At 59.6% G+C, this 20,100-nt stretch carries 16 protein-coding genes; 11 read left to right on the top strand and 5 right to left on the bottom strand.

Going from position 1 to position 20,100, the window contains the following annotated elements; translation table 11 throughout:
- Positions 1-932 precede the first annotated feature (932 nt).
- The gene (locus tag VD17_RS09615) at positions 933-2,000 is read left to right on the top strand and encodes a WD40/YVTN/BNR-like repeat-containing protein (RefSeq protein WP_046053639.1); all 1,068 of its coding nucleotides are present in this window, start codon (positions 933-935) and stop codon (positions 1,998-2,000) included.
- Between the two features lie 28 nt (positions 2,001-2,028).
- A complete protein-coding gene (locus VD17_RS09610; RefSeq protein WP_046053638.1) occupies positions 2,029-4,413 on the top strand; it encodes an efflux RND transporter permease subunit in 2,385 nt (794 codons plus the stop codon).
- 194 nt (positions 4,414-4,607) lie between these two features.
- Here the strand turns inward: VD17_RS09610 and VD17_RS09605 are convergent, their stop codons facing one another.
- Positions 4,608-5,327: a FadR/GntR family transcriptional regulator gene (locus VD17_RS09605; RefSeq protein WP_046053637.1), complete on the bottom strand. Its 720-nt coding sequence runs from the start codon at positions 5,325-5,327 to the stop codon at positions 4,608-4,610.
- A 181-nt stretch (positions 5,328-5,508) separates the two neighbouring features.
- A complete protein-coding gene (locus tag VD17_RS09600; RefSeq protein ID WP_046053636.1) occupies positions 5,509-7,245 on the bottom strand; it encodes an IlvD/Edd family dehydratase in 1,737 nt (578 codons plus the stop codon).
- A gap of 193 nt (positions 7,246-7,438) precedes the next feature.
- Between VD17_RS09600 and VD17_RS09595 the strand changes: the two genes are divergently transcribed.
- The 9 genes from VD17_RS09595 (at position 7,439) to VD17_RS09560 (ending at position 14,377) form a co-directional block, all read left to right on the top strand.
- Complete coding sequence (locus VD17_RS09595; protein WP_008157041.1) at positions 7,439-8,761, top strand: MFS transporter; 1,323 nt, start codon at positions 7,439-7,441, stop codon at positions 8,759-8,761.
- A 145-nt stretch (positions 8,762-8,906) separates the two neighbouring features.
- Positions 8,907-9,899 (top strand): AraD1 family protein, encoded by a 993-nt coding sequence (gene araD1 / locus VD17_RS09590; protein ID WP_046053635.1) that lies wholly within the window; start codon positions 8,907-8,909, stop codon positions 9,897-9,899.
- Between the two features lie 10 nt (positions 9,900-9,909).
- Positions 9,910-11,490 (top strand): aldehyde dehydrogenase (NADP(+)), encoded by a 1,581-nt coding sequence (locus tag VD17_RS09585; protein WP_046053634.1) that lies wholly within the window; start codon positions 9,910-9,912, stop codon positions 11,488-11,490.
- A 177-nt stretch (positions 11,491-11,667) separates the two neighbouring features.
- On the top strand, positions 11,668-11,964 hold the full coding sequence (locus VD17_RS09580; RefSeq protein ID WP_046053633.1) for a DUF5629 family protein: 297 nt from the start codon (positions 11,668-11,670) through the stop codon (positions 11,962-11,964).
- On the top strand, positions 11,957-13,126 hold the full coding sequence (locus VD17_RS09575) for a lactonase family protein (protein WP_046053632.1): 1,170 nt from the start codon (positions 11,957-11,959) through the stop codon (positions 13,124-13,126). Before VD17_RS09580 ends, VD17_RS09575 begins: the two co-directional genes overlap by 8 nt.
- 155 nt (positions 13,127-13,281) lie before the next feature.
- On the top strand, positions 13,282-13,461 hold the full coding sequence (locus tag VD17_RS09570; RefSeq protein WP_046053631.1) for a hypothetical protein: 180 nt from the start codon (positions 13,282-13,284) through the stop codon (positions 13,459-13,461).
- 208 nt (positions 13,462-13,669) lie between these two features.
- On the top strand, positions 13,670-13,795 hold the full coding sequence (locus VD17_RS32570) for a hypothetical protein (protein WP_255141673.1): 126 nt from the start codon (positions 13,670-13,672) through the stop codon (positions 13,793-13,795).
- Positions 13,796-13,910: 115 nt separating this feature from the next.
- Positions 13,911-14,123, top strand: coding sequence for a hypothetical protein (locus VD17_RS09565; RefSeq protein ID WP_046053630.1), 213 nt, complete (start codon positions 13,911-13,913; stop codon positions 14,121-14,123).
- Entirely contained in the window at positions 14,120-14,377 is a 258-nt protein-coding gene (locus VD17_RS09560; RefSeq protein ID WP_046053629.1) for a hypothetical protein, read from the top strand. Before VD17_RS09565 ends, VD17_RS09560 begins: the two co-directional genes overlap by 4 nt.
- 146 nt (positions 14,378-14,523) lie before the next feature.
- Here the strand turns inward: VD17_RS09560 and VD17_RS09555 are convergent, their stop codons facing one another.
- Genes VD17_RS09555 through VD17_RS09545 form a run of 3 tightly spaced genes read right to left on the bottom strand, consistent with a single transcriptional unit; the run spans position 14,524 to position 20,017 of the window.
- Positions 14,524-15,138: a glutathione S-transferase gene (locus VD17_RS09555; RefSeq protein WP_046053628.1), complete on the bottom strand. Its 615-nt coding sequence runs from the start codon at positions 15,136-15,138 to the stop codon at positions 14,524-14,526.
- A complete protein-coding gene (locus tag VD17_RS09550) occupies positions 15,135-18,776 on the bottom strand; it encodes an AAA family ATPase (protein WP_046053627.1) in 3,642 nt (1,213 codons plus the stop codon). The genes VD17_RS09555 and VD17_RS09550 overlap by 4 nt, the downstream gene beginning before the upstream one ends.
- Positions 18,773-20,017 carry an exonuclease SbcCD subunit D C-terminal domain-containing protein gene (locus VD17_RS09545; RefSeq protein ID WP_046053626.1) on the bottom strand — a complete coding sequence of 415 codons (1,245 nt, stop codon included), beginning with the start codon at positions 20,015-20,017 and terminating at the stop codon, positions 18,773-18,775. The genes VD17_RS09550 and VD17_RS09545 overlap by 4 nt, the downstream gene beginning before the upstream one ends.
- Between the last annotated feature and the right edge of the window lie 83 nt (positions 20,018-20,100).

Genomic DNA, 20,100 nt, shown 5'->3' with positions numbered 1-20,100 from the left:
GCCTGTTGAGTGGTGAGAAGCAGGGTTTACGCCGATCCATTGTGGTAGCTGGCTGCGAAGGCGGCTCAACAGTCGACCAATTTCTTTCAGATATGTCCCTCATCCCATTGTGGGAGCGGGCTTGCTCGCGAAGGCGGCCTGACAGCCGATCAATATCTTGCAGATGTACCCAATTCAACTGTGGAAGCGAGCTTGCTCGCGATGGCAATTGTTCATTCAACATTGATGTCGACAGACACACCGCTATCGCGAGCAAGCTCGCTCCCACATTTGGATTTTTGCCGGGCCGGGATTGATGTCTGCTGTGACTGTGGCTGTGGCTGTGGCTGTGGCTGTGTATGTGGCTGTGGCTGTGGCTGTGGCTGTGGCTTTTGATCTTGATCTTGATCTGCTTTTGATCTTTCGCCCCTTCGGCAGGCCGAGCGTAGGTGTTCATCAGGGGGTTAGGCGCGTAGCGCCGTGCGGCGAAGCCGCACACATCGAGAGGAGGTCGTCGCGAAGCAGACCGTAGGCGATGCCCCCTGATGGACACCGTAGCGAGGGAACGCGGAGCCTCAGCGAGGCGCCGTACGCCGGGGCGAAGCCTTTTGGTTACTTTTCGGCGTTTGGAAAAGTGACTCGCTGTAAGAGCGAAACCATAAGTAGCCGTTACCGCAAAAATGGATATGTACACCAAACCCCGAAACCCCGAAACCCAATCACCCCACCTGATACCCAAACATTCACCCAACCCCCATACCCCTCCAGGTTAACAAAACATAACGTGGCGTCGATTGTCAGACCTTTCCAAACCCCGATAGGATAAGCCAGCTTCCGAAGGGGCTCTAGATTGCATATTTCAGGAGTATGCTTCAGAAAAGGCATTCGCAAAGAGCACCCTTATGGCGCCCAGAAAGGTTGAACGACCTAACAATAATAATGGGGGAAGGTCTATGAGTGAGCCTGTCATGGGTGTGGGTATCTGCCGCCCGCCGGCATTACGCAAATTCGCGTTGCTGGCTACAGCGCTCTCGCTGTTGGGCTGTGCCGTGCTGTCGGCACCTGCGCTGGCCGCTGCGGCGCCGGCATCCGACATTGTTTATTCCGTTGAATCTGCCAAAGCCAGCAAGAGCCTGATGCTCGACGTCGTGCACGCCGGCAAACGCCTGGTGGCGGTCGGGGATCGCGGGCACATTTTGTATTCCGATGACCAGGGCGCGACCTGGACCCAAGCCAAGGTGCCGACGCGGCAACTGCTGACGTCGGTGTATTTCGTCGACGACAAACACGGTTGGGCCGTTGGCCATGATGCGCAGATCCTCGCGAGCGAGGACGGCGGCGTCACCTGGACCAAGCAATTCGAAGATCTGAAACGCGAATCGCCGCTGCTCGACGTCTGGTTCCAGGACGTCAACAGCGGCTTTGCCGTGGGCGCCTACGGTGCGTTGATTGCCACCACCGACGGCGGCAAAACCTGGGATGACGTCAGCGATCGCCTCGACAACGAAGACCAGTACCACCTCAACGGCATTGCCGCGGTCAAGGATGCCGGGCTGTTCATCGTCGGCGAGCAGGGCAGCATGTTCCGCTCTGCCGACGGGGGCCAGACCTGGGAAAAGCTTGAAGGTCCCTACCAAGGTTCGCTGTTCGGCGTGATCGGCACCGCTCAAGCCAACACACTGCTGGCCTACGGGCTGCGGGGCAATCTGTTTCGCTCCACCGATTTTGGTACGACCTGGGAGCCGGTTGAGCTCAAGGCCGCTCGCGGTGCGCTGGAGTTCGGTCTGTCCGGCGCGACGCTGCTCGACGACGGTTCCATCGTGATCGTCGGTAACGGTGGCTCGGTGATCCGCAGCAACGACAACGGCGAAACCTTCAGCGTGTTCAACCGTCCGGATCGCATTTCCGTTTCGGCAGTCACCGCGGCGGGCAACGGCAATCTGATTCTGGCAGGACAGGGTGGCGTTCGCCTCACTTCGCCAACCGGCGCAGAAAATGGAAAAAATGGGTCGTCCAAATGAGCCGGGCAAATAATAAGAAGGCGGGTCTATGACATCCTTGAGCACTCATCATCATGACAAGGCGACGTTTCTCGAACGCCTGATTTTCAACAACCGCCCGGCAGTGATCGTCATCTGCCTGCTGGTCAGTATTTTCCTGTTCTGGCAGGCGACGCTGATCCGGCCGTCCACCAGTTTCGAAAAAATGATCCCGCTCGAGCATCCGTTCATTCAAAAGATGATGGAGCATCGCAACGATCTGGCGAACCTGGGCAACACGGTGCGCATCTCGGTGGAAGCCACTGATGGCGACATCTTCTCCAAGGAGTACATGGAGACCCTGCGTCAGATCAACGACGAGGTGTTCTACATCTCCGGTGTTGATCGTTCCGGCCTCAAGTCGCTGTGGAGCCCGAGCGTACGCTGGACCGAAGTGACGGAGGAGGGCTTCGCCGGTGGTGAAGTGATTCCGCAGAGCTACAACGGTTCCCAGCAAAGCCTCGACCTGTTGCGCAACAACGTGCTCAAGTCCGGTCAGGTCGGGCGTCTGGTGGCCAACGACTTCAAGTCGAGCATTGTCGATATCCCGCTGCTGGAGTCCTACCCGGACCCGCAGGACCAGGGCAAGTTGCTGGCGCTGGACTATCGCAAGTTCTCTCACGAACTCGAAGACAAGATCCGCAACAAATTCGAAGCCCAGAACCCTAACGTGCAGATCCACATCGTCGGTTTCGCCAAGAAAGTCGGCGACCTGATCGATGGGCTGGTCATGGTGGTGATGTTCTTCGGCGTCGCCTTCGTCATCACGTTGATCCTGCTCTACTGGTTCACCAACTGCATGCGCAGCACCGTGGCGGTGTTGAGTACGACGCTGGTGGCGGTGGTCTGGCAGTTGGGCTTGATGCACTTCTTCGGCTTCGGGCTCGATCCGTATTCGATGCTGGTGCCGTTCCTGATCTTCGCCATTGGTATTTCCCACGGTGTGCAGAAGATCAACGGGATTGCCTTGCAGTCCAGCGAGGCAGACAACGCACTGACTGCGGCACGGCGCACGTTCCGTCAGCTGTTCCTGCCGGGGATGATTGCGATCCTCGCGGATGCGGTGGGTTTCATCACGCTGCTGATCATCGACATCGGCGTGATTCGTGAACTGGCCATCGGCGCGTCCATCGGCGTGGCGGTGATCGTGTTCACCAACCTGATCCTGCTGCCAGTGGCGATTTCCTACGTCGGTATCAGCAAACGTGCCGTCGAACGCAGCAAGAAAGACGCGCACCGCGAACACCCGTTCTGGCGCTTGCTGTCGAACTTTGCCAGCCCGAAAGTGGCGCCGGTGTCGATTGTTTTGGCCCTGTTGGCCTTCAGCGGCGGCCTCTGGTACAGCCAGAACCTGAAAATCGGTGACCTCGATCAGGGCGCTCCGGAACTGCGCCCGGACTCGCGCTACAACAAGGACAACAACTTCATCATCAGCAATTACTCCACCAGTTCCGACGTGTTGGTGGTGATGGTCAAGACCAAGTCCGAAGGCTGCTCGCGTTACGAAGCCATGGCGCCGATCGACGAGCTGATGTGGAAGATGCAGAACACCGAGGGCGTGCAGTCGGCGATCTCGCTGGTGACCGTGTCCAAGCAGATGATCAAGGGCATGAACGAGGGCAACCTGAAATGGGAAACCCTTTCACGTAACCCGGACGTGCTGAACAACTCGATCGCTCGGGCTGATGGTCTGTACAACAACAGTTGCTCCCTGGCGCCGGTGCTGGTGTTCCTCAACGATCACAAGGCCGCCACGCTGGATCGCGCCGTGCATGCGGTGCAAGACTTCGCCAAGGAGAACAACAAGGAAGGCCTGGAATTCATCCTCGCCGCCGGTAATGCCGGGATCGAGGCCGCCACCAACGAGGTGATCAAGGAATCCGAGCTGACCATCCTGGTCCTGGTGTACATCTGCGTGGCGACCATGTGCATGATCACCTTCCGCTCCTGGGCAGCGACGTTGTGCATCGTGCTGCCGCTGGTACTGACTTCGGTACTCGGGAACGCCCTGATGGCCTTCATGGGCATTGGCGTGAAAGTCGCAACCCTGCCGGTTGTGGCACTCGGGGTGGGGATTGGCGTGGATTACGGCATCTACATCTACAGCCGTCTGGAAAGCTTCCTGCGTGCCGGTCTTCCATTGCAAGAGGCGTACTACCAGACGCTGAAGTCCACCGGTAAAGCCGTGCTGTTCACCGGTTTGTGCCTGGCGATCGGCGTGTGCACCTGGATCTTCTCGGCCATCAAGTTCCAGGCCGACATGGGCCTGATGCTGACCTTCATGCTGCTCTGGAACATGTTCGGCGCACTGTGGCTGCTGCCAGCGCTGGCACGGTTCCTGATCAAGCCGGAGAAATTGGCGGGGCAGAAGGGCAATTCGTTGTTTGCTCACTGATCCCAGACTGAAATAGAAAAGCCGCAACCATGGTTGCGGCTTTTTTACATCCCGAATTCAACACTACCCCCCTGTAGGAGTGAGCCTGCTCGCGATAGCGGTCTAACATTCAACATCTATGTCGAATGACACTCCGTCATCGCGAGCAGGCTCACTCCTACAGGGGATTTTTGTAGCTATGGGATTGTGTTGTGTCAGGAAGGATCGGTACCCAGCACCGCATTCAACGCACTACGCGCATCATCCAGCTGCACCAACGTCGCATGCCGCGCACCCAGCGCATCCCGGTTCTCGATCGCCGTCAGAATCGCCTTGTGCCGGGGCAATGCCAGTTCATGCAGATTCGGCCGCTGGTTGGAATGCTTCAAGGCTTCGGCAATCGCCACCGACAGCATGTTGCACAGGTTGGCCAGCAAGTCGTTATGGGTCGCATCGGCGATCCGGCTATGGAAATCCAGGTCCGGTTGCAGCAGTGCTTCCGGCGTCGGCGCCGCTTCCATACGTTGGTAGGCTTCACCGATGGAGGCGATGTCATCGTCCGTGGCGAACTGCGCGGCGAGGGCGGCCGCTGCCGGTTCGATGATGCTGCGCACGCTGGTCAGCAGGTCGAAGAATTCATTTTGCGGGCTGCTTTGCATCAGCCAGTGCAGCACATCCGGATCGAGCATGTGCCATTCCTTGCGCTGCTTGACCACCGTGCCCACTCGCGGACGGGAATACACCAGACCCTTGGCGACCAACACGCGGGTGGCTTCGCGCAGGACTGGACGGCTGACCGCGTACTCCTCGCACAACAGGGCTTCGGCAGGCAGTTTGTCACACGGCTTGAAGCGTCCTGAAACGATCTGCATGCCCAGTTCCTGGACGATGCGCGAGTGCATGCTTTTGCGGTCGGAGGGTTTGCGGTAATCCATGGGGAACGGCGCGATCCTGGGCGATGGAGATGCCGCGCATGATAGCAGGCGCGGACCCGGTCCTGAATCAGATGAAGAACCAATGTGGGAGTGAGCCTGCTCGCGATAGCGGTAGTTAAATCAACATCAGTGTTGAATGTTCGACCGCTATCGCGAGCAGGCTCACTCCTACAGGGGGTGATCAGTGAGAGTGGCGCGGTACTTCAGAGCCACGGCAACCAACCAGGAAGTCGAAATCGCAACCCTGATCCGCCTGCAGCACATGGTCGATGTACAGCTGGCGATAGCCACCCACGATCAGTTGCTGCGGTGGCTGCAGATCGGCCATGCGCGCCGCCAGTTCGGCGTCGGGAATGTCCAGGTGCAGACGGCCGTTGGCGCAGTCGAGTTCGATCCAGTCACCTTCCTTCACGGTCGCCAAAGGTCCGCCAGCGGCTGCTTCCGGGGCCACGTGCAGAACGACAGTGCCGTACGCCGTGCCGCTCATGCGCGCATCGGAAATGCGCACCATGTCCGTCACACCCTGAGCCAGCAACTTGGCCGGCAAGCCCATGTTGCCGACTTCGGCCATGCCCGGGTAACCCTTCGGACCGCAGTTCTTCATCACCAGAATCGAGTTGGCATCCACGTCCAGTTCCGGGTCGTTGATCCGCGCCTTGTACATGTCGAAGTTCTCGAACACCACCGCACGCCCGCGGTGTTGCATCAGTTCGGCGCTGGCGGCTGAAGGCTTGAGCACCGCACCCAGTGGTGCGAGGTTGCCGCGCAACACACAGATGCCGCCGTCGGCGCGGATCGGGTTGTCGAGTGTGCGGATCACTTCGTCCTGGCCATAGATCGGCGCGTCCTTGGTGTTCTCGCCGAGGGTTTTGCCGTTGACGGTCAGGGCATTCGGATGCGGAATCAGGTTGGCTTCACCCAGACGACGCAGCACCGCTGGCAGGCCACCGGCGTAGTAGAACTCTTCCATCAGGAAACGCCCGGACGGTTGCAGGTCGACGATGGTCGGCATGCCGCGACCTATGCGGGTCCAGTCGTCGAGGTCCAGTTCCACGCCGATGCGCCCGGCGATGGCTTTCAAATGGATCACGGCGTTGGTCGAACCACCGATCGCAGCGTTGACCCGAATGGCGTTTTCGAAGGCTTCTTTGGTGAGGATTTTCGACAGTTTCAAATCTTCGCGAACCATCTCCACCGCGCGCATGCCGGACATGTGCGCCAGCACATAACGACGCGCATCGACCGCTGGAATCGCCGCGTTGTGGGGCAGGGAAGTGCCCAGTGCTTCAGCCATGCAGGCCATGGTCGAGGCGGTGCCCATGGTGTTGCACGTACCGGCCGAGCGGGACATGCCACCTTCGGCCGCAAGGAAATCGTCGATGGTGATGGTGCCGGCTTTCACTTGTTCACTGAGCTGCCAGACCACGGTGCCCGAACCAATGTCCTGACCTTTGTGCTTGCCGTTGAGCATCGGCCCACCGGTGACGACGATCGCCGGCACGTCGCAACTGGCCGCGCCCATCAACAACGCCGGGGTGGTTTTGTCGCAGCCGGTCAGCAGCACGACACCGTCAATCGGGTTGCCACGAATCGCTTCTTCGACGTCCATGCTCGCCAGGTTGCGGGTGAGCATGGCAGTCGGGCGCAGGTTCGACTCGCCGTTGGAGAACACCGGGAATTCCACGGGAAAGCCCCCAGCCTCGATCACCCCACGTTTGACGTGCTCCGCGATCTGGCGGAAATGCGCGTTGCACGGGGTCAGTTCCGACCAGGTGTTGCAGATGCCGATGATCGGCTTGCCGTGGAACTGGTGGTCGGCGATGCCCTGATTCTTCATCCAGCTGCGGTACATGAAGCCGTTCTTGTCGGCAGTGCCAAACCATTGGGCGGAGCGCAGGGTGGGTTTCTTATCAGACATGATCGGTTCTCTTATTGTATGACTATATTGTTCGAGTTGAGGCGTAACATAAGCGCAAATTCGGCGGTTTGGAAGTGTTGTTGCTTAAATAGTATTACTATATAGTCCGTTTCAACGGAGGGATGGCCCTGGCGGTTTTCCGCGAGAGGCGTCCCCCGAGGTTCTATAAAAACAACAATCGGAGACCTATCTCATGAGCCAGGAACTGCGGCTTATTCGTCGCATCACGCTGAAACTGATTCCCTTCCTGATCCTGCTGTACCTGATCGCCTATGTGGATCGCTCCGCCGTAGGCTTCGCCAAATTGCACATGGGCGCCGACCTTGGCATCGGTGATGCGGCTTACGGGCTGGGTGCCGGGCTGTTTTTCATTGGCTATTTCCTGCTGGAAATCCCCAGCAACCTGATGCTCGAACGCTTTGGCGCACGGCGCTGGTTCGCGCGGATCATGGTCACCTGGGGCGCCATCACCATCGGCATGGCCTTCGTTCAGGGGCCGCACAGTTTCTATGTGATGCGCTTTCTGCTCGGCGCGGCGGAAGCCGGTTTCTTTCCGGGCGTTCTCTACTACATCACCCAGTGGTTTCCGGTGCGCCATCGCGGCAAGATCCTCGGGTTGTTCATCCTTTCCCAACCCATCGCCATGTTGATCACCGGCCCGGTGTCCGGCGGTCTGCTCGGCATGGACGGCATTCTTGGCCTGCATGGCTGGCAGTGGCTGTTCATCGTCATCGGCACCCCGGCGATCCTGTTGACCTGGCCAGTGCTGCGCTGGCTGCCGGACGGTCCGAAACAGGTGAAGTGGATGGACCAGGCCGAAAAGGACTGGCTGACCGGCGAACTGAAAAAGGATCTTGAGGAATACGGCCAGACCCGCCACGGCAATCCGTTGCACGCCCTCAAGGACAAACGTGTGTTGCTGCTGGCGCTGTTCTATCTGCCGGTGACCCTGAGCATCTACGGCCTGGGCTTGTGGTTGCCGACCCTGATCAAACAGTTCGGTGGCACGGATCTGGTGACCGGTTTCGTGTCGTCGGTGCCGTACATCTTCGGGATCATCGGGTTGCTGATCATTCCGCGCAGTTCCGACCGTTTGAATGATCGCTACGGCCACTTGGCGGTGCTTTACGTGTTGGGTGCCATCGGCCTGTTCCTCAGCGCCTGGCTGACCGTGCCGGTGCTGCAACTGGCGGCGTTGTGCCTGGTGGCCTTCGCGCTGTTTTCCTGCACCGCGGTGTTCTGGACCTTGCCGGGCCGCTTCTTTGCCGGCGCCAGTGCCGCGGCCGGAATCGCCTTGATCAATTCGGTAGGCAACCTCGGCGGCTACATCGGTCCGTTCGTGATCGGCGCGCTCAAGGAATACACCGGCAACCTGGCTTCGGGTCTGTACTTCTTGTCCGGCGTGATGGTGTTCGGGCTGGTGTTGACCGGTGTGGTCTATCGCCTGCTGGAACGCAAGCACGTACTGCCGGCCGACCAGTTCGCTGCCAGCGCCCGTGGCGCAACCCGCACCTGAATGACTGACACCGCCCCCTGTAGGAGTGAGCCTGCTCGCGATGACGGAGTGTCATTCGACATAGATGTTGAAGGTTAGACCGCTATCGCGAGCAGGCTCACTCCTACAGGGATCTGCGGTGTTCTGAATAACAAAGGAGAAAATCATGCGTTTAGTTCAGTTCGAATTGAGTAACGGCGAGCGCCGGGTGGGCGTGGTCGAAGACAGTCTGGTGCGCGAAGTACAAGACGCGCGCACGGTTCGCGACCTGGCGTTGGCCGCGATCGAGGCGGGCGTCAATCTTGAGCAGCAGGTGAAAACCCTGGGCCTGGGCATCAGCCATGACTATGCAGAGCTGTTGGCCAAACTGCGCATCCTGCCACCGCTGGATCACCCGGATCCCGCGCACATGCTGGTCAGTGGCACGGGCCTGACCCATTTGGGCAGTGCGTCGGCCCGGGACAAGATGCATCAGCAAGTCGGCGACGAAGCCGCGATGACCGACACCATGCGCATTTTCAAATGGGGCGTGGAGGGCGGTAAACCGGTGGCGGGGCAGGCCGGTGTACAACCGGAATGGTTCTACAAGGGCGATGGCAGCATCGTCGTGCGTCCGGGCCAACCGTTCCCGCTGCCACCGTTTGCTGAAGACGCCGGTGAAGAACCTGAGCTCAGCGGTCTCTACGTCATCGGCCACGACGGCAAACCGTATCGACTTGGTTTCGCCGTGGGCAACGAGTTCTCTGACCATGTGATGGAACGCAAGAATTACCTGTACCTGGCGCACTCCAAATTGCGCAGTTGCAGTTATGGCCCAGAACTTCGAGTCGGCGAATTGCCAGAGCATCTGGCAGGCACCAGCCGCATCCTGCGTAACGGTGAAGTGCTGTGGCAGAGCGAGTTTCTCAGTGGCGAGGCCAACATGTGCCACAGCCTGGAAAACCTCGAGTACCACCATTTCAAGTACAGCCAGTTCCTCCGTCCGGGCGATGTGCACATTCACTTCTTCGGCACCGCGACCCTGTCCTTTGCCGACGGCATTCGCACCCAGCCGGGTGATGTGTTCGAGATCAGTCAGGCCGAGTTCGGTGCACCGTTGATCAACGGGATTGCACCGGTTGAAGCAGTGTTCGAGCCCGGCACCGTTGGCACCCTTTAAGGAGATACGCATGACCCAGATTCTTGGTCACAACTACATCGGCGGCCAGCGCAGTGCGGCCGGCCCGCTCAAACTACAGAGCGTCGACGCCAGCACGGGCGAAGCATTGCCGTACGATTTCTTCCAGGCGACCCCGGAAGAGGTCGATGCCGCCGCCAAGGCTGCCGCTGCCGCCTACCCGGCCTATCGCAGCCTGAGTGCCGAACGTCGGGCGCAGTTTCTCGATGCGATTGCCGATGAACTGGACGCGCTGGGCGATGACTTTGTTGCGCTGGTCTGCCGCGAAACCGCTCTGCCTGCTGCACGGATTCAAGGCGAGCGCGGTCGCACCAGCGGCCAGATGCGTTTGTTCGCCAAGGTGCTGCGTCGCGGTGATTTCTATGGCGCGCGGATCGATCGGGCATTGCCGGAGCGCCAACCGTTGCCGCGCCCGGACTTGCGTCAGTACCGCATCGGCCATGGGCCAGTCGCGGTGTTTGGTGCGAGCAACTTTCCGTTGGCGTTCTCCACGGCGGGCGGCGACACCGCGTCGGCGTTGGCCGCCGGTTGCCCGGTGGTGTTCAAGGCTCACAGCGGTCACATGGCCACCGCCGAACGAGTGGCCGACGCGATCATCCGCGCCGCAGAAAAAACCGGCATGCCGGCCGGCGTGTTCAACATGATCTACGGCGGTGGGGTCGGCGAAGCGTTGGTCAAGCATCCGGCGATTCAGGCGGTTGGCTTTACCGGTTCGTTGAAAGGCGGACGTGCGTTGTGCGACATGGCGGCCGCGCGTCCACAACCGATCCCGGTGTTCGCCGAGATGTCGAGCATCAACCCGGTGATCGTGTTGCCGCAGGCACTGCAAGTTCGCGCCGAATCGGTCGCCCGCGACCTGACCGCTTCGGTGGTCCAGGGCTGCGGCCAGTTCTGCACCAATCCCGGTTTGGTGATCGGTATTCGTTCGCCGCAATTCAGTGCGTTTGTGCAACAGGTGGCGGGCCTGATCGGCGATCAGCCGGCGCAAACCATGCTCAATGCCGGGACCTTGAGCAGTTATGGTCAAGGTCTGCAAAAACTCCTCGCTCATCCCGGTATCGAGCATCTTGCCGGCAGTCCGCAACAAGGCAATCAGGCACAACCGCAGCTGTTCAAGGCCGATGCCAGCCTGTTGCTCAAGGGCGATGAAGTGCTGCAGGAAGAAGTGTTCGGCCCGACCACGGTGTTTGTCGAAGTCGCCGATCAGGCGCAACTCAGCGCCGCATTGAATGGCCTGCACGGGCAACTGACGGCGACGATCATTGGCGAGACGGCAGACTTCGAGCAGTTCGCTGAGCTGACGCCGTTGCTGGAACAGAAGGTCGGGCGGATCCTGCTCAATGGTTATCCGACTGGGGTGGAAGTCTGCGATTCGATGGTCCATGGCGGGCCGTATCCGGCAACATCCGATGCTCGCGGCACGTCGGTGGGCACCTTGGCCATCGACCGTTTCCTGCGCCCGGTGTGCTTCCAGAACTACCCCGACAGCCTGCTGCCGGATGCCTTGAAGAATGGCAATCCACTGCGAATCCAGCGATTGGTCGATGGCCAACCTTCGCGCGAAGCCCTCTAACGGCGAGCACAATCCCCTGTGGGAGCGAGCTTGCTCCGGGCGGCGTTCCGACGATGAGTCCCTGTCAATCACATCAATGTTGAATGACACACCGCCATCGCGAGCAAGCTCGCTCCCACATTGGACTGAGGCGCAATGAGCTATCATTGCGTCTTTCCCATTCAAAGATTGACTGCCATGACTTCCGCAACCGACACCTTGCTCGCCACCCTCGAACACTGCGATATGGTGGAAATCGATGGGCTGCACGCCTTCGAATTCTCCCTCGATGAAGACGATAACCTGCACATCGAATGCTTGGACGGTCGTGTGTCCAAGCACTGGGAGTTCACCCCGGCCGAGGTCGAGGCTGCGACCTTCGATCCAGACCTGCAAAGCTGGCTGATCACCGGCAGTTCCGGCGAGCACCGGTTGGTGTGCATGACCGCGTTCCGCGGTGATGACGACGAGGAAGAAGCGAATGAGGATGCGTAAGCTCTGGCCACTGTTGATGGCCGGCAGCCTCGGCGCGATAGGCTTTCAGGCTGCATTGGCCGACGACTATCAGTTGCTGGTCGGCTCCTACACCGCCGGTCAGAGCCAGGGGATTTATCGCCTGAACTTCGACGCCACCACCGGGCAGATTGATGCCAAGCCGCTGCAAGTGGTCAAGAGTGAAAACCCGTCCTGGCTGACCCTGTCCAACGACCAGCGTCACCTGTTCGTGGTCAACGAAAACGGCCCGGGACAGACCGATCCGGTAGGGCGCGTCAGCAGTTATGCGATCGATCCGAAAACCCATGCGCTGAGCCTGATCAATCAGGTGCAGAGCCTGGGCAATGAGCCGACTCATTCGGGCCTCAGCATTGAAGCCAGTCACCTGTTTGTCAGCAACTATTCGGTGGCTGAAGATCCGGGCGGCACGCTGGCGGTATTGCCGGTGGACGCCGACGGCAAGCTGAAATCCGTGGTGCAGATGAGCAGCCATCCATCGAGCCGGGTCAATCCCGAGCGGCAGATGTCGGCGCACGTGCATTCAACGGTTTCGTCGCCGGACGGCAAGTATGTGTTCTCCAATGACCTGGGCGCCGACAAGATCTTTGCCTACCGCTTCGACCCCAAGGCCAACCCGGAACTGCCCTTGACCGCCGCGACACCCGCGTCCGTCCAGTTGCCACCCGGTAGCGGGCCGCGTCATCTGCTGTTCAGCGCCGATGGCAAGCACGCGTGGCTGACCATGGAAATGAGTGCGCAGGTTGCGGTGTTCGATTACAAGGACGGCCAACTCAAGCAAACGCAAATGGTCGAGTTGGCGACGGGGCAGCCCGCTTCGGACAAGGCCGCCGCTGCGCTTCACGCGTCGCACGATGGCAAGTTTCTCTACGTCAGCAACCGTGGCACCGCCAATCAGCTGCTGGTGTTCGCCATCGATCCTGCGACCGGGCACCTCAAGGAACTGCAGCGTCGTTCTGTTGAAGGTGATCACCCGCGTGAGTTCAGCCTCGATCCGAGTGGCAAGTTCTTGCTGATCGCCAACCAGAAAAGTAACCAGATTGTCGTCGTCGAGCGCGATTCAAAGACAGGCCTGCTGGGTAAAACCGTGCAAAAACTGCCGATGGATGCCCCGAGCGATCTCAAGTTCATGGTGCGTCAATAGGCCGCAGGCCCCGGTTGATGGGGCCTGCATCCTTCTATTAATGACGCTGATATCTGCTAATGCTACAAAAGATTTCAAGGCGCCAACCTCGACGGTTAAGTTTGCTTCACGGCCCCACCGGGCAAGCAAGCCAACTGAATCCGAGGAACACCGCCATGAACTTCAATCTCTTCTCTGTAATCGCCGCTTCCGCTATCTCTGCCACCGTTGCTTTGCCAGCCAGCGCCCACGTTGAAATCAGCGACAAAAAATCCCACACCCAAAGCTACACCCAGAAATACCTGCAACAGAGCGCCAACTTTTACGCGGCTCTGGATCACAAGACCCAAGCCTGAAATTTGACCCCTGCACCCTTTATGCAGGAGCGAAGTCACTTGTGCCGATCGAGCTGAAAAGCTTCGAAAAACATGAGTGATGTCGCTCCTGCATAACGCGTTTACGACAGCATCATATTGCTATCAATGTAGTGCTTGATATCACATGGCCACAAGTTTAAATTTGACGCTGATTTTTTGACTCCTTCTCCTGATAAGGATCGACAGCATGGCAATGCGTCTGGCCGTGGTTCTTCTGTTTCTCTATTCCACCCCCATTCTTTCGGCTGCCCAGCCCGTTCCAGACGAGCCCGATGCGGCCCGCGAGCGCTTGATGAGTTTTATTGAAGACTGAGATAGTTTGGCTTAATGATTAACGAAGCTGATGGTTACTATGGATAACCCTGAGTGGTTATCACCGCTTTTTTGATCGATTCTGTGGGCATCGAAACATGCCTGCGGAGAACATCATGGCCAGCGCAATCATCACTTCTGCCAAACACGGCGCCTACCTGGCTATCGCTCTTTACGTGGTCCTGGTGCTGGTTGTCAGCCTCTCGCCACAATCGCGTCAACCCCTTGAAGCGCCGATTCAAGTCGCTCATCCCGGCATCCAGTTTGAACACCGTTCGCAAATCGCGATGGTCGATCAAGCTGAACTCGCGGGAGTCGCCGGGGAATGAAAGGGCACAGACTTTGGGTCATCGCCTTCCTGGCGTTCATGACCAATGGATCTTCCTTGTTGGGGATCGGACAGGGCTCGGCGGGGTCGGTGGCACGGACTATCGAAGCCAATCACAACCTTGCTCGTAACATTGAAACCGCCAAGGCCCTGGGGTTACTGGCCGGCAATCCGCCGATCGAACGTCAGGACGATTTCTTCGGGCCGTTCCACGTAGATTGCTCGGCGTTGCAGATGTGTGAAGTGTTGGCCTGAGTTGCCTGGACGCGCACTTGTAGCAGCTGGCGAAGCCTGCGTTCGGCTGCGAAGCAGTCGTGAAACCAGAGCACTCGGTCTTCCAGATAAATCTGACATAACGGATTTGCGACTGCTTCGCAGCCGAACGCAGGCTTCGCCAGCAGCTACAGGGGGCGGTGCGGCTCCTTCTGCATTACGCCGACAAACAAATCCGACTCCAGAAGCCGCTGCAACCAGGCCTGCAAACGGTGATAGGGCGTCTGCCCGAACCACTCGCGATCCACATGGGCGAACTGCCGCACGAACGGCATCAGTGCCACATCCGCCAGGCTCGGATGCTTGTCCAGCAAGTAGTCGCGTCCCTCCAGCAATTCATCAAGCCTGCGCAAAAACACCTCGCCCTCGGCGCGATAAAACGCCATCGGCTGCTCGGGGTATCGCTCGGCGTACTTGTAGCGATTCAGGTGCACCTTGAACACCTGATCGTTTTCTTCGATCAGCCCAGCGATAAGTTGCTGCCCGACAGGATCATCCTTGAGCAACCAATCCTGCGGATCGCTCTGCGCCAGGGCCCAGTGCATGATCGCCAGGCTTTCATCGATCACCTGACCATCGACGCTCAGCACCGGCACCGTGCCTTTGCTCGACAGCGCCAGCATTTCGGCAGGTTTGGCCTTCAGGCTGACCTCGACAATGTTCACCGCAACGCCGGAGTAGCGCAGGGCCATGCGCGCCCGCATCGCATAGGGGCAGCGGCGGAAGGAATACAGCGTATTCATTTCACCTCCAGCGTACTCAGGCCATTGCCCTGACGGCGGACCTGAATCTGCACCGGAATCCGTTCATGCATTTCCTGCACGTGTGAAATCACCGCGACTTTACGTCCTTGCGCCTGCAAGCCGTCGAGAGCATCCATGGCCAGTTGCAGGGATTCCGGGTCAAGGCTGCCGAAGCCTTCATCGATGAACAACGATTCGATTTTCAGCGTGCTCGATGCCATGGACGCCAGACCGAGCGCCAGGGCCAGCGACACCAGGAACGTCTCGCCGCCGGACAACGAATGCACCGAACGCAGTTCATCACCCATCTCGGTGTCCATCACCAACAACCCGAGCATGCTGCCGCCCCGTTTGAGGCGATAGCGCCGCACCAGTTGCCGCAACTGAACGTTGGCGTGATGCACCAGCAGGTCGAGGTTGTAGGCCTGGGCGATCTTGCGGAAGGTGTCGCCCGTGGCCGAACCGATCAGTGCATTCAAACGTGCCCAGCGCTGGTATTCGGTGTAGGCGTCGGCGATCTGCTGTGCGAGGGCCTGATTGGCGTTTTGCCGGCGCTGATCCTCGGCCTGTTCGGCGCGCAGTTCGGCGCAACGGTGTTCGCTGGCGGTGAACAGGTTTTGCAACTCGGCAAGCGCCGTCGCCAGCTGTTCGGCGTCGAGATTGCCGTTGTGCTGTGCTAGATGATTGAGTAGACGCTGATCGCGCTCCTGCAACAGAACCTTGGTCTGTTCGATGGCTTTTTCGCTTTGCTGCAATTGCTGACGCAGTTCGCTGACCTGCTGGTCGTCGACACTCAGCAGATCTTCCAGACCGCCGTCATCCAGTTCCGGATGCAAGGCGCGCCAGTTGGCAATCTTGCCGCTCAGCTCGCGATCTTCGGTTTCCAGTGCCTGCGAGCGTTCCTGCTGGGCCTTGAGTTCGGCGCCCAGCTGCACTAGCCGCGTACGCACGCTTTGCAGTTCCTGATTGGCCGTCGCCTCAGCGTTGCGCGCCTGTTCGACGGCTTGATCCAGTTGCTGTTGCCACTGTTCGGCGCTGGTGTGTTCGCCGAGCAATTGCGTGAGTTTTTGCTGGCAGGCCTGTTGCTGGTCGGCGAGGGCGGTGAACTGCTGGCGGGCCGTTTCCAACTGCTGGAGGCGAGTGAGTTGGCGGTCCTGTTCTTTTTCCAGCGTCTGCTGCCGCTGTTGCTGTTCGCTGAGTTCATCGCGTTGCTGATCGAGTTGTTCCAGGCGCTGGCTGATCTGCTGGTCCAATTGCATGAAGGTCGCGGCCGGTTCGTTGCGCAGCGCTTGCAGCGTATCGGCCGGGAGCAGGGTGCTGAACGCTGTCAACTCCTCGTCCAGACGCTGGCGATCACTGCTCAACTCCCGTTGCTGGTTGGCCAGGTGCTGGGCAGCTTGCTGGCTCGCCGCTTCAGCGCTACGCAGTTGCTGGTGAAGGCGCGCGGCGTCCTGTTGCAGGGTGAGCAGGGCGGTCTGCCGTTGTTCGTCCTGAGTGATGCTTTGTTTCAACTGGTTGTTTTGCTGCACCAGCCAGGCATCACGTTTGAGCGCATCCTGCGTGAACAGCTGCGCAGACAACGGATGTGTCTCAAGGCTGGGCGTCAGGCTCTGCTGCTGGGTCGCGAGGTGTTCTTGCTGTTGCAGCAACTCCTTTTGCTGCGCAATCACACCGCCCACTTCAGCGCGCAAGTCAGTGAGCGTTTCTTTCAACAGGTCGACGGCTTTCTGGGCGTTGGCCTGTTCGCTTTCATCATGCCGGCCAAGGCTTTGCAGCAGGGCTTCGGGCTGATGATAGGGATGGTCGGGGCTGCCACAGACCGGGCACGGTTGATCGTCCTGCAACTGCTCGCGCAGTTCTTCGACACTGGCGCTGCGGGCCAGGCGCTGGCGCTCCAGCAATTCGCGGGTGACGGTCAGGGTCTGTTCGGCAACGACCAATTCGCTCTTGGCTTTCACACCGTCCTGGGTCAGACGCTCACGCGCTTGCTGAGCGATCAGCTGACGTTGCTGGAGCTCGGACGCGTGCTTGTCCAGTTCCTGCTGACTGGCCCACAGGCGCGTCAGCTCTTCAAAGTCCCGCTGTTGCTTGCGGTTATCCTGCAACAGACTACCGAGAATCTGAACCTGCTCGGCCACCGCTTCAGGTTCGGCGCCGGCCTCCTTGTACAGCACTTCAAGGCTCTGGCGCTGAGTGGACAGATCCTCGGCAGCGCGAGCGGCGCTCTGTTCCAGGGCGGCCAGTTCAGCCTGGCCCTTGTTCAGGCGATTGCCGATCAGCATCAGCTGTTGCAGGCGATCACGGTAGGCGTTCCAGGCATCGCTCAAGGGCGCCAGAGGGGTGCTTTGGTCAAGCTCCCCGGCAATCCGCTGCAAACGTTCGGCGACCTGTTTCTGTTGGTCTAGCAAGCCTTGGATCGTGTTTTGACCCTGAGTGCAGGCCAGTTCCGCCTGCTGCTTGAGATTGGCACTGAGGCCGGCATCCTTGACCAGGCGAGCGAGGGTGCTTTGCTCTTCAAACGCCTGACGCAGCAGTGGTGCGCTGGTGGTGTGTTGGCTTTGGGCTTCGACCAGTGCGGTCTGCGCAGCGCTCAGGCTGTGTTCGAGTTGCGCCTGGCGTTCATTCAGTTCGGTTTGCTGTTGGATGTGCTGCTGAATCTGCGCGGCCAGGGGTGTGAGCCGGGCAGTGAGTTCGGTCTTGCGGGCGAACTGGTGCCGTTGCGGGGCCAGTTGCTCCAGGCGAGTCAGCTTCAAACGTTCGCCGGCCAGACCTTCCCAGTGCTGCTGGGCCGATTGCAGTTGCTCGGTGGCGCTCTGTTGCTCGTCCTGCAATTGACGCAGGTCCTTGAGCCAAGTGTGTTGCAGTTCCAATTGCTTGAGTTGCGCTTGCTGGGTCTTGAGTTGTTGCTGAGCCTCGCTGAAGCGTTCATCGAGTTCTGCCCGAGCTTCTGGCGACAACGGCGTCACACCGGTGGCCTGATCCTGCAGCAGCTTGTGGGTTTCGCGAGCCTCTTTGGTTTTGTCGAACGCCCGGCGTCCGAGGCGCGTATAGAGCGCGGTGTCGGTGAGTTTTTCCAGCAGTTCGCTACGTTCGTTGTCGTTAGCCTTGAGGAACGCACTGAATTCGCTCTGGGCCAGCAGCACCGCGCGAGTGAATTGCTCAAAGTTCAAGCCCAGTACGGATTCGAGCTGGGTTTTGAATTCAACTTTCTGACTGGCCAGCAGTTGATCCAGATCGATGTCGCGCAAACTCTGACGGCTGGCTTGCAGCTTGCCGCCGGCCTTCTCGCGAGCGCGATTAGCCTCCCAGCGAGCGCGGTAGCGACGGCCATCGATGCCAACGAAATCTACTTCGGCATAACCTTCACCCGTGCCGCGACGCAGCAGCGTGCGGGGGTCGCCAGTACTGATCTCGCCGTCGGCGTCTGGCGCTTTGGCAGACACCTGGGCATTGCTCAGCCGAGGCACAGCACCGAACAGCGCCAGGCACAAAGCGTCGAGCAAGGTGCTTTTACCGGCGCCGGTCGGCCCGGTGATCGCGAACAGACCGGCGCTGGCCAACGGCTCAGCGGTAAAGTCGATTTCAAAAGGCCCGGCCAGTGAGGCGAGGTTTTTCAGGCGGATCGCGAGGATCTTCATGGTTGTTCGCTCTCCATCTGCACGTCTTGCAACAACTCGGCGAAGTCCTTGAGGGTTTGCTCGTCGACCTCACTGCCGTAGTTGTCCTGCCAGGCGCGGCTGAACAGTTCTTGAGGCGAGAGCTGGTCGAGTTCGATCAAGGTCGTGCCGTCATCGACGCCATCGCGGCTGCCATTGCCGGCATATTCAGCGGCGATCCGCACCAGACGCACGGCTTTGCCCTGCAGGGCGGTTTCCACTTGATAACGCAAGTCGGGTTGCGGTTCATCGAGACGCACCCGAACTTCCAGCCATGGCTGGCGCTGGATGTCGGCCAGCAGGTCGATGTTCGGCAAGTCGGCCAGTTGCAGCAGGATGTCCGCCAGTGGCGCGGGACCAATGCGTTGCAGATTCACCGCCCGGGGAATCAGTTTGGGTTCGACGCTGACCAGGGTTTCGCCTTTCAGTTGGATGTCGAGAATCTGGTGCTGATAGCCGATCTCGGAGAACGACAACGGAATCGGCGAGCCGCTGTAGCGGATACGCTCTTCACCATTGACCTTCTGCGGCTTGTGCAAGTGACCGAGGGCGACGTAACTGATGCTCGGCCCGAACAGGCTGGCGGGCAGCGCTTCGGCGTTGCCGATGATCAGGCTGCGCTCGGAGTCTTCCGACACCGAACCGCCGGCCATGTGCGCGTGGCTGATGGCGATCAGCGCCTGACCTGGCTTGCGCTTGGCATTGGCCGCTTCGATCAGCCATTCGTGAACCTGACCGATGCCGCGCAGGTAGTTGTCGCCCAGGTGCGCGCCGGTCACTTCGGCGGGTCGCAGGAACGGCAGCGCCAGGCACCAGGCGACGGTTTTGCCCTTGGCATCCGGCAATGGCAGCAACAAGCGCTCGGCGTCGAGTTGACCGTCATCCAGCCACAGCACACGGCCCAGTGCATGCGTGCGCAAACGCCGCATCAGCGGCGCGGGCAGTTCAATGCGCGAACCGGAGTCATGGTTGCCGGCGATCATCACGATGGTCAGCTTCGGCTGTTGTTCATGGGCGCTGACGATGAAATCGTAGAGACGTTCCTGGGCTTTGACCGGCGGGTTGACCGTGTCGAAGATATCGCCGGCGATCAGAAGCACCTCTGGCTGGTCCAGCTTCAGCTGACGCAGCAGCCATTCGAGAAAGCAGGCATGTTCGAAATCGCGTTCCTGGCCGTGCAGGTTTTGTCCAAGGTGCCAGTCGGAGGTGTGAAACAGACGCAAGGTGAACTCCGTGGGAAAGAAGGTAATGGCCGCGAGGAAAATGATGGCGGCTAAAGGGGAGGGAGTTTACTGGCAAACACGCT

It is taken from the genome of Pseudomonas fluorescens (assembly GCF_000968015.1).
In the GTDB taxonomy this organism is placed as follows: Bacteria; Pseudomonadota; Gammaproteobacteria; order Pseudomonadales; family Pseudomonadaceae; genus Aquipseudomonas; species Aquipseudomonas fluorescens_W.
Note: the sequence above shows the minus strand (reverse complement) of the source record. Positions and strands in the feature narration are given on the sequence as shown.

Excerpts from the sequence above, each read along its gene's own strand:
- VD17_RS09555 (WP_046053628.1), bottom strand. The coding sequence starts at position 15,138 with ATGAATACGCTGTATTCCTTCCGCCGCTGCCCCTATGCGATGCGGGCG.
- VD17_RS09560 (WP_046053629.1), top strand. The coding sequence starts at position 14,120 with ATGAAAGGGCACAGACTTTGGGTCATCGCCTTCCTGGCGTTCATGACC.
- VD17_RS09605 (WP_046053637.1), bottom strand. The coding sequence starts at position 5,327 with ATGGATTACCGCAAACCCTCCGACCGCAAAAGCATGCACTCGCGCATC.
- VD17_RS09580 (WP_046053633.1), top strand. The coding sequence starts at position 11,668 with ATGACTTCCGCAACCGACACCTTGCTCGCCACCCTCGAACACTGCGAT.
- VD17_RS09550 (WP_046053627.1), bottom strand. The coding sequence starts at position 18,776 with ATGAAGATCCTCGCGATCCGCCTGAAAAACCTCGCCTCACTGGCCGGG.
- VD17_RS09575 (WP_046053632.1), top strand. The coding sequence starts at position 11,957 with ATGCGTAAGCTCTGGCCACTGTTGATGGCCGGCAGCCTCGGCGCGATA.
- VD17_RS09610 (WP_046053638.1), top strand. The coding sequence starts at position 2,029 with ATGACATCCTTGAGCACTCATCATCATGACAAGGCGACGTTTCTCGAA.
- VD17_RS09595 (WP_008157041.1), top strand. The coding sequence starts at position 7,439 with ATGAGCCAGGAACTGCGGCTTATTCGTCGCATCACGCTGAAACTGATT.
- araD1 (WP_046053635.1), top strand. The coding sequence starts at position 8,907 with ATGCGTTTAGTTCAGTTCGAATTGAGTAACGGCGAGCGCCGGGTGGGC.
- VD17_RS09570 (WP_046053631.1), top strand. The coding sequence starts at position 13,282 with ATGAACTTCAATCTCTTCTCTGTAATCGCCGCTTCCGCTATCTCTGCC.
- VD17_RS09565 (WP_046053630.1), top strand. The coding sequence starts at position 13,911 with ATGGCCAGCGCAATCATCACTTCTGCCAAACACGGCGCCTACCTGGCT.
- VD17_RS32570 (WP_255141673.1), top strand. The coding sequence starts at position 13,670 with ATGGCAATGCGTCTGGCCGTGGTTCTTCTGTTTCTCTATTCCACCCCC.
- VD17_RS09600 (WP_046053636.1), bottom strand. The coding sequence starts at position 7,245 with ATGTCTGATAAGAAACCCACCCTGCGCTCCGCCCAATGGTTTGGCACT.
- VD17_RS09615 (WP_046053639.1), top strand. The coding sequence starts at position 933 with ATGAGTGAGCCTGTCATGGGTGTGGGTATCTGCCGCCCGCCGGCATTA.
- VD17_RS09585 (WP_046053634.1), top strand. The coding sequence starts at position 9,910 with ATGACCCAGATTCTTGGTCACAACTACATCGGCGGCCAGCGCAGTGCG.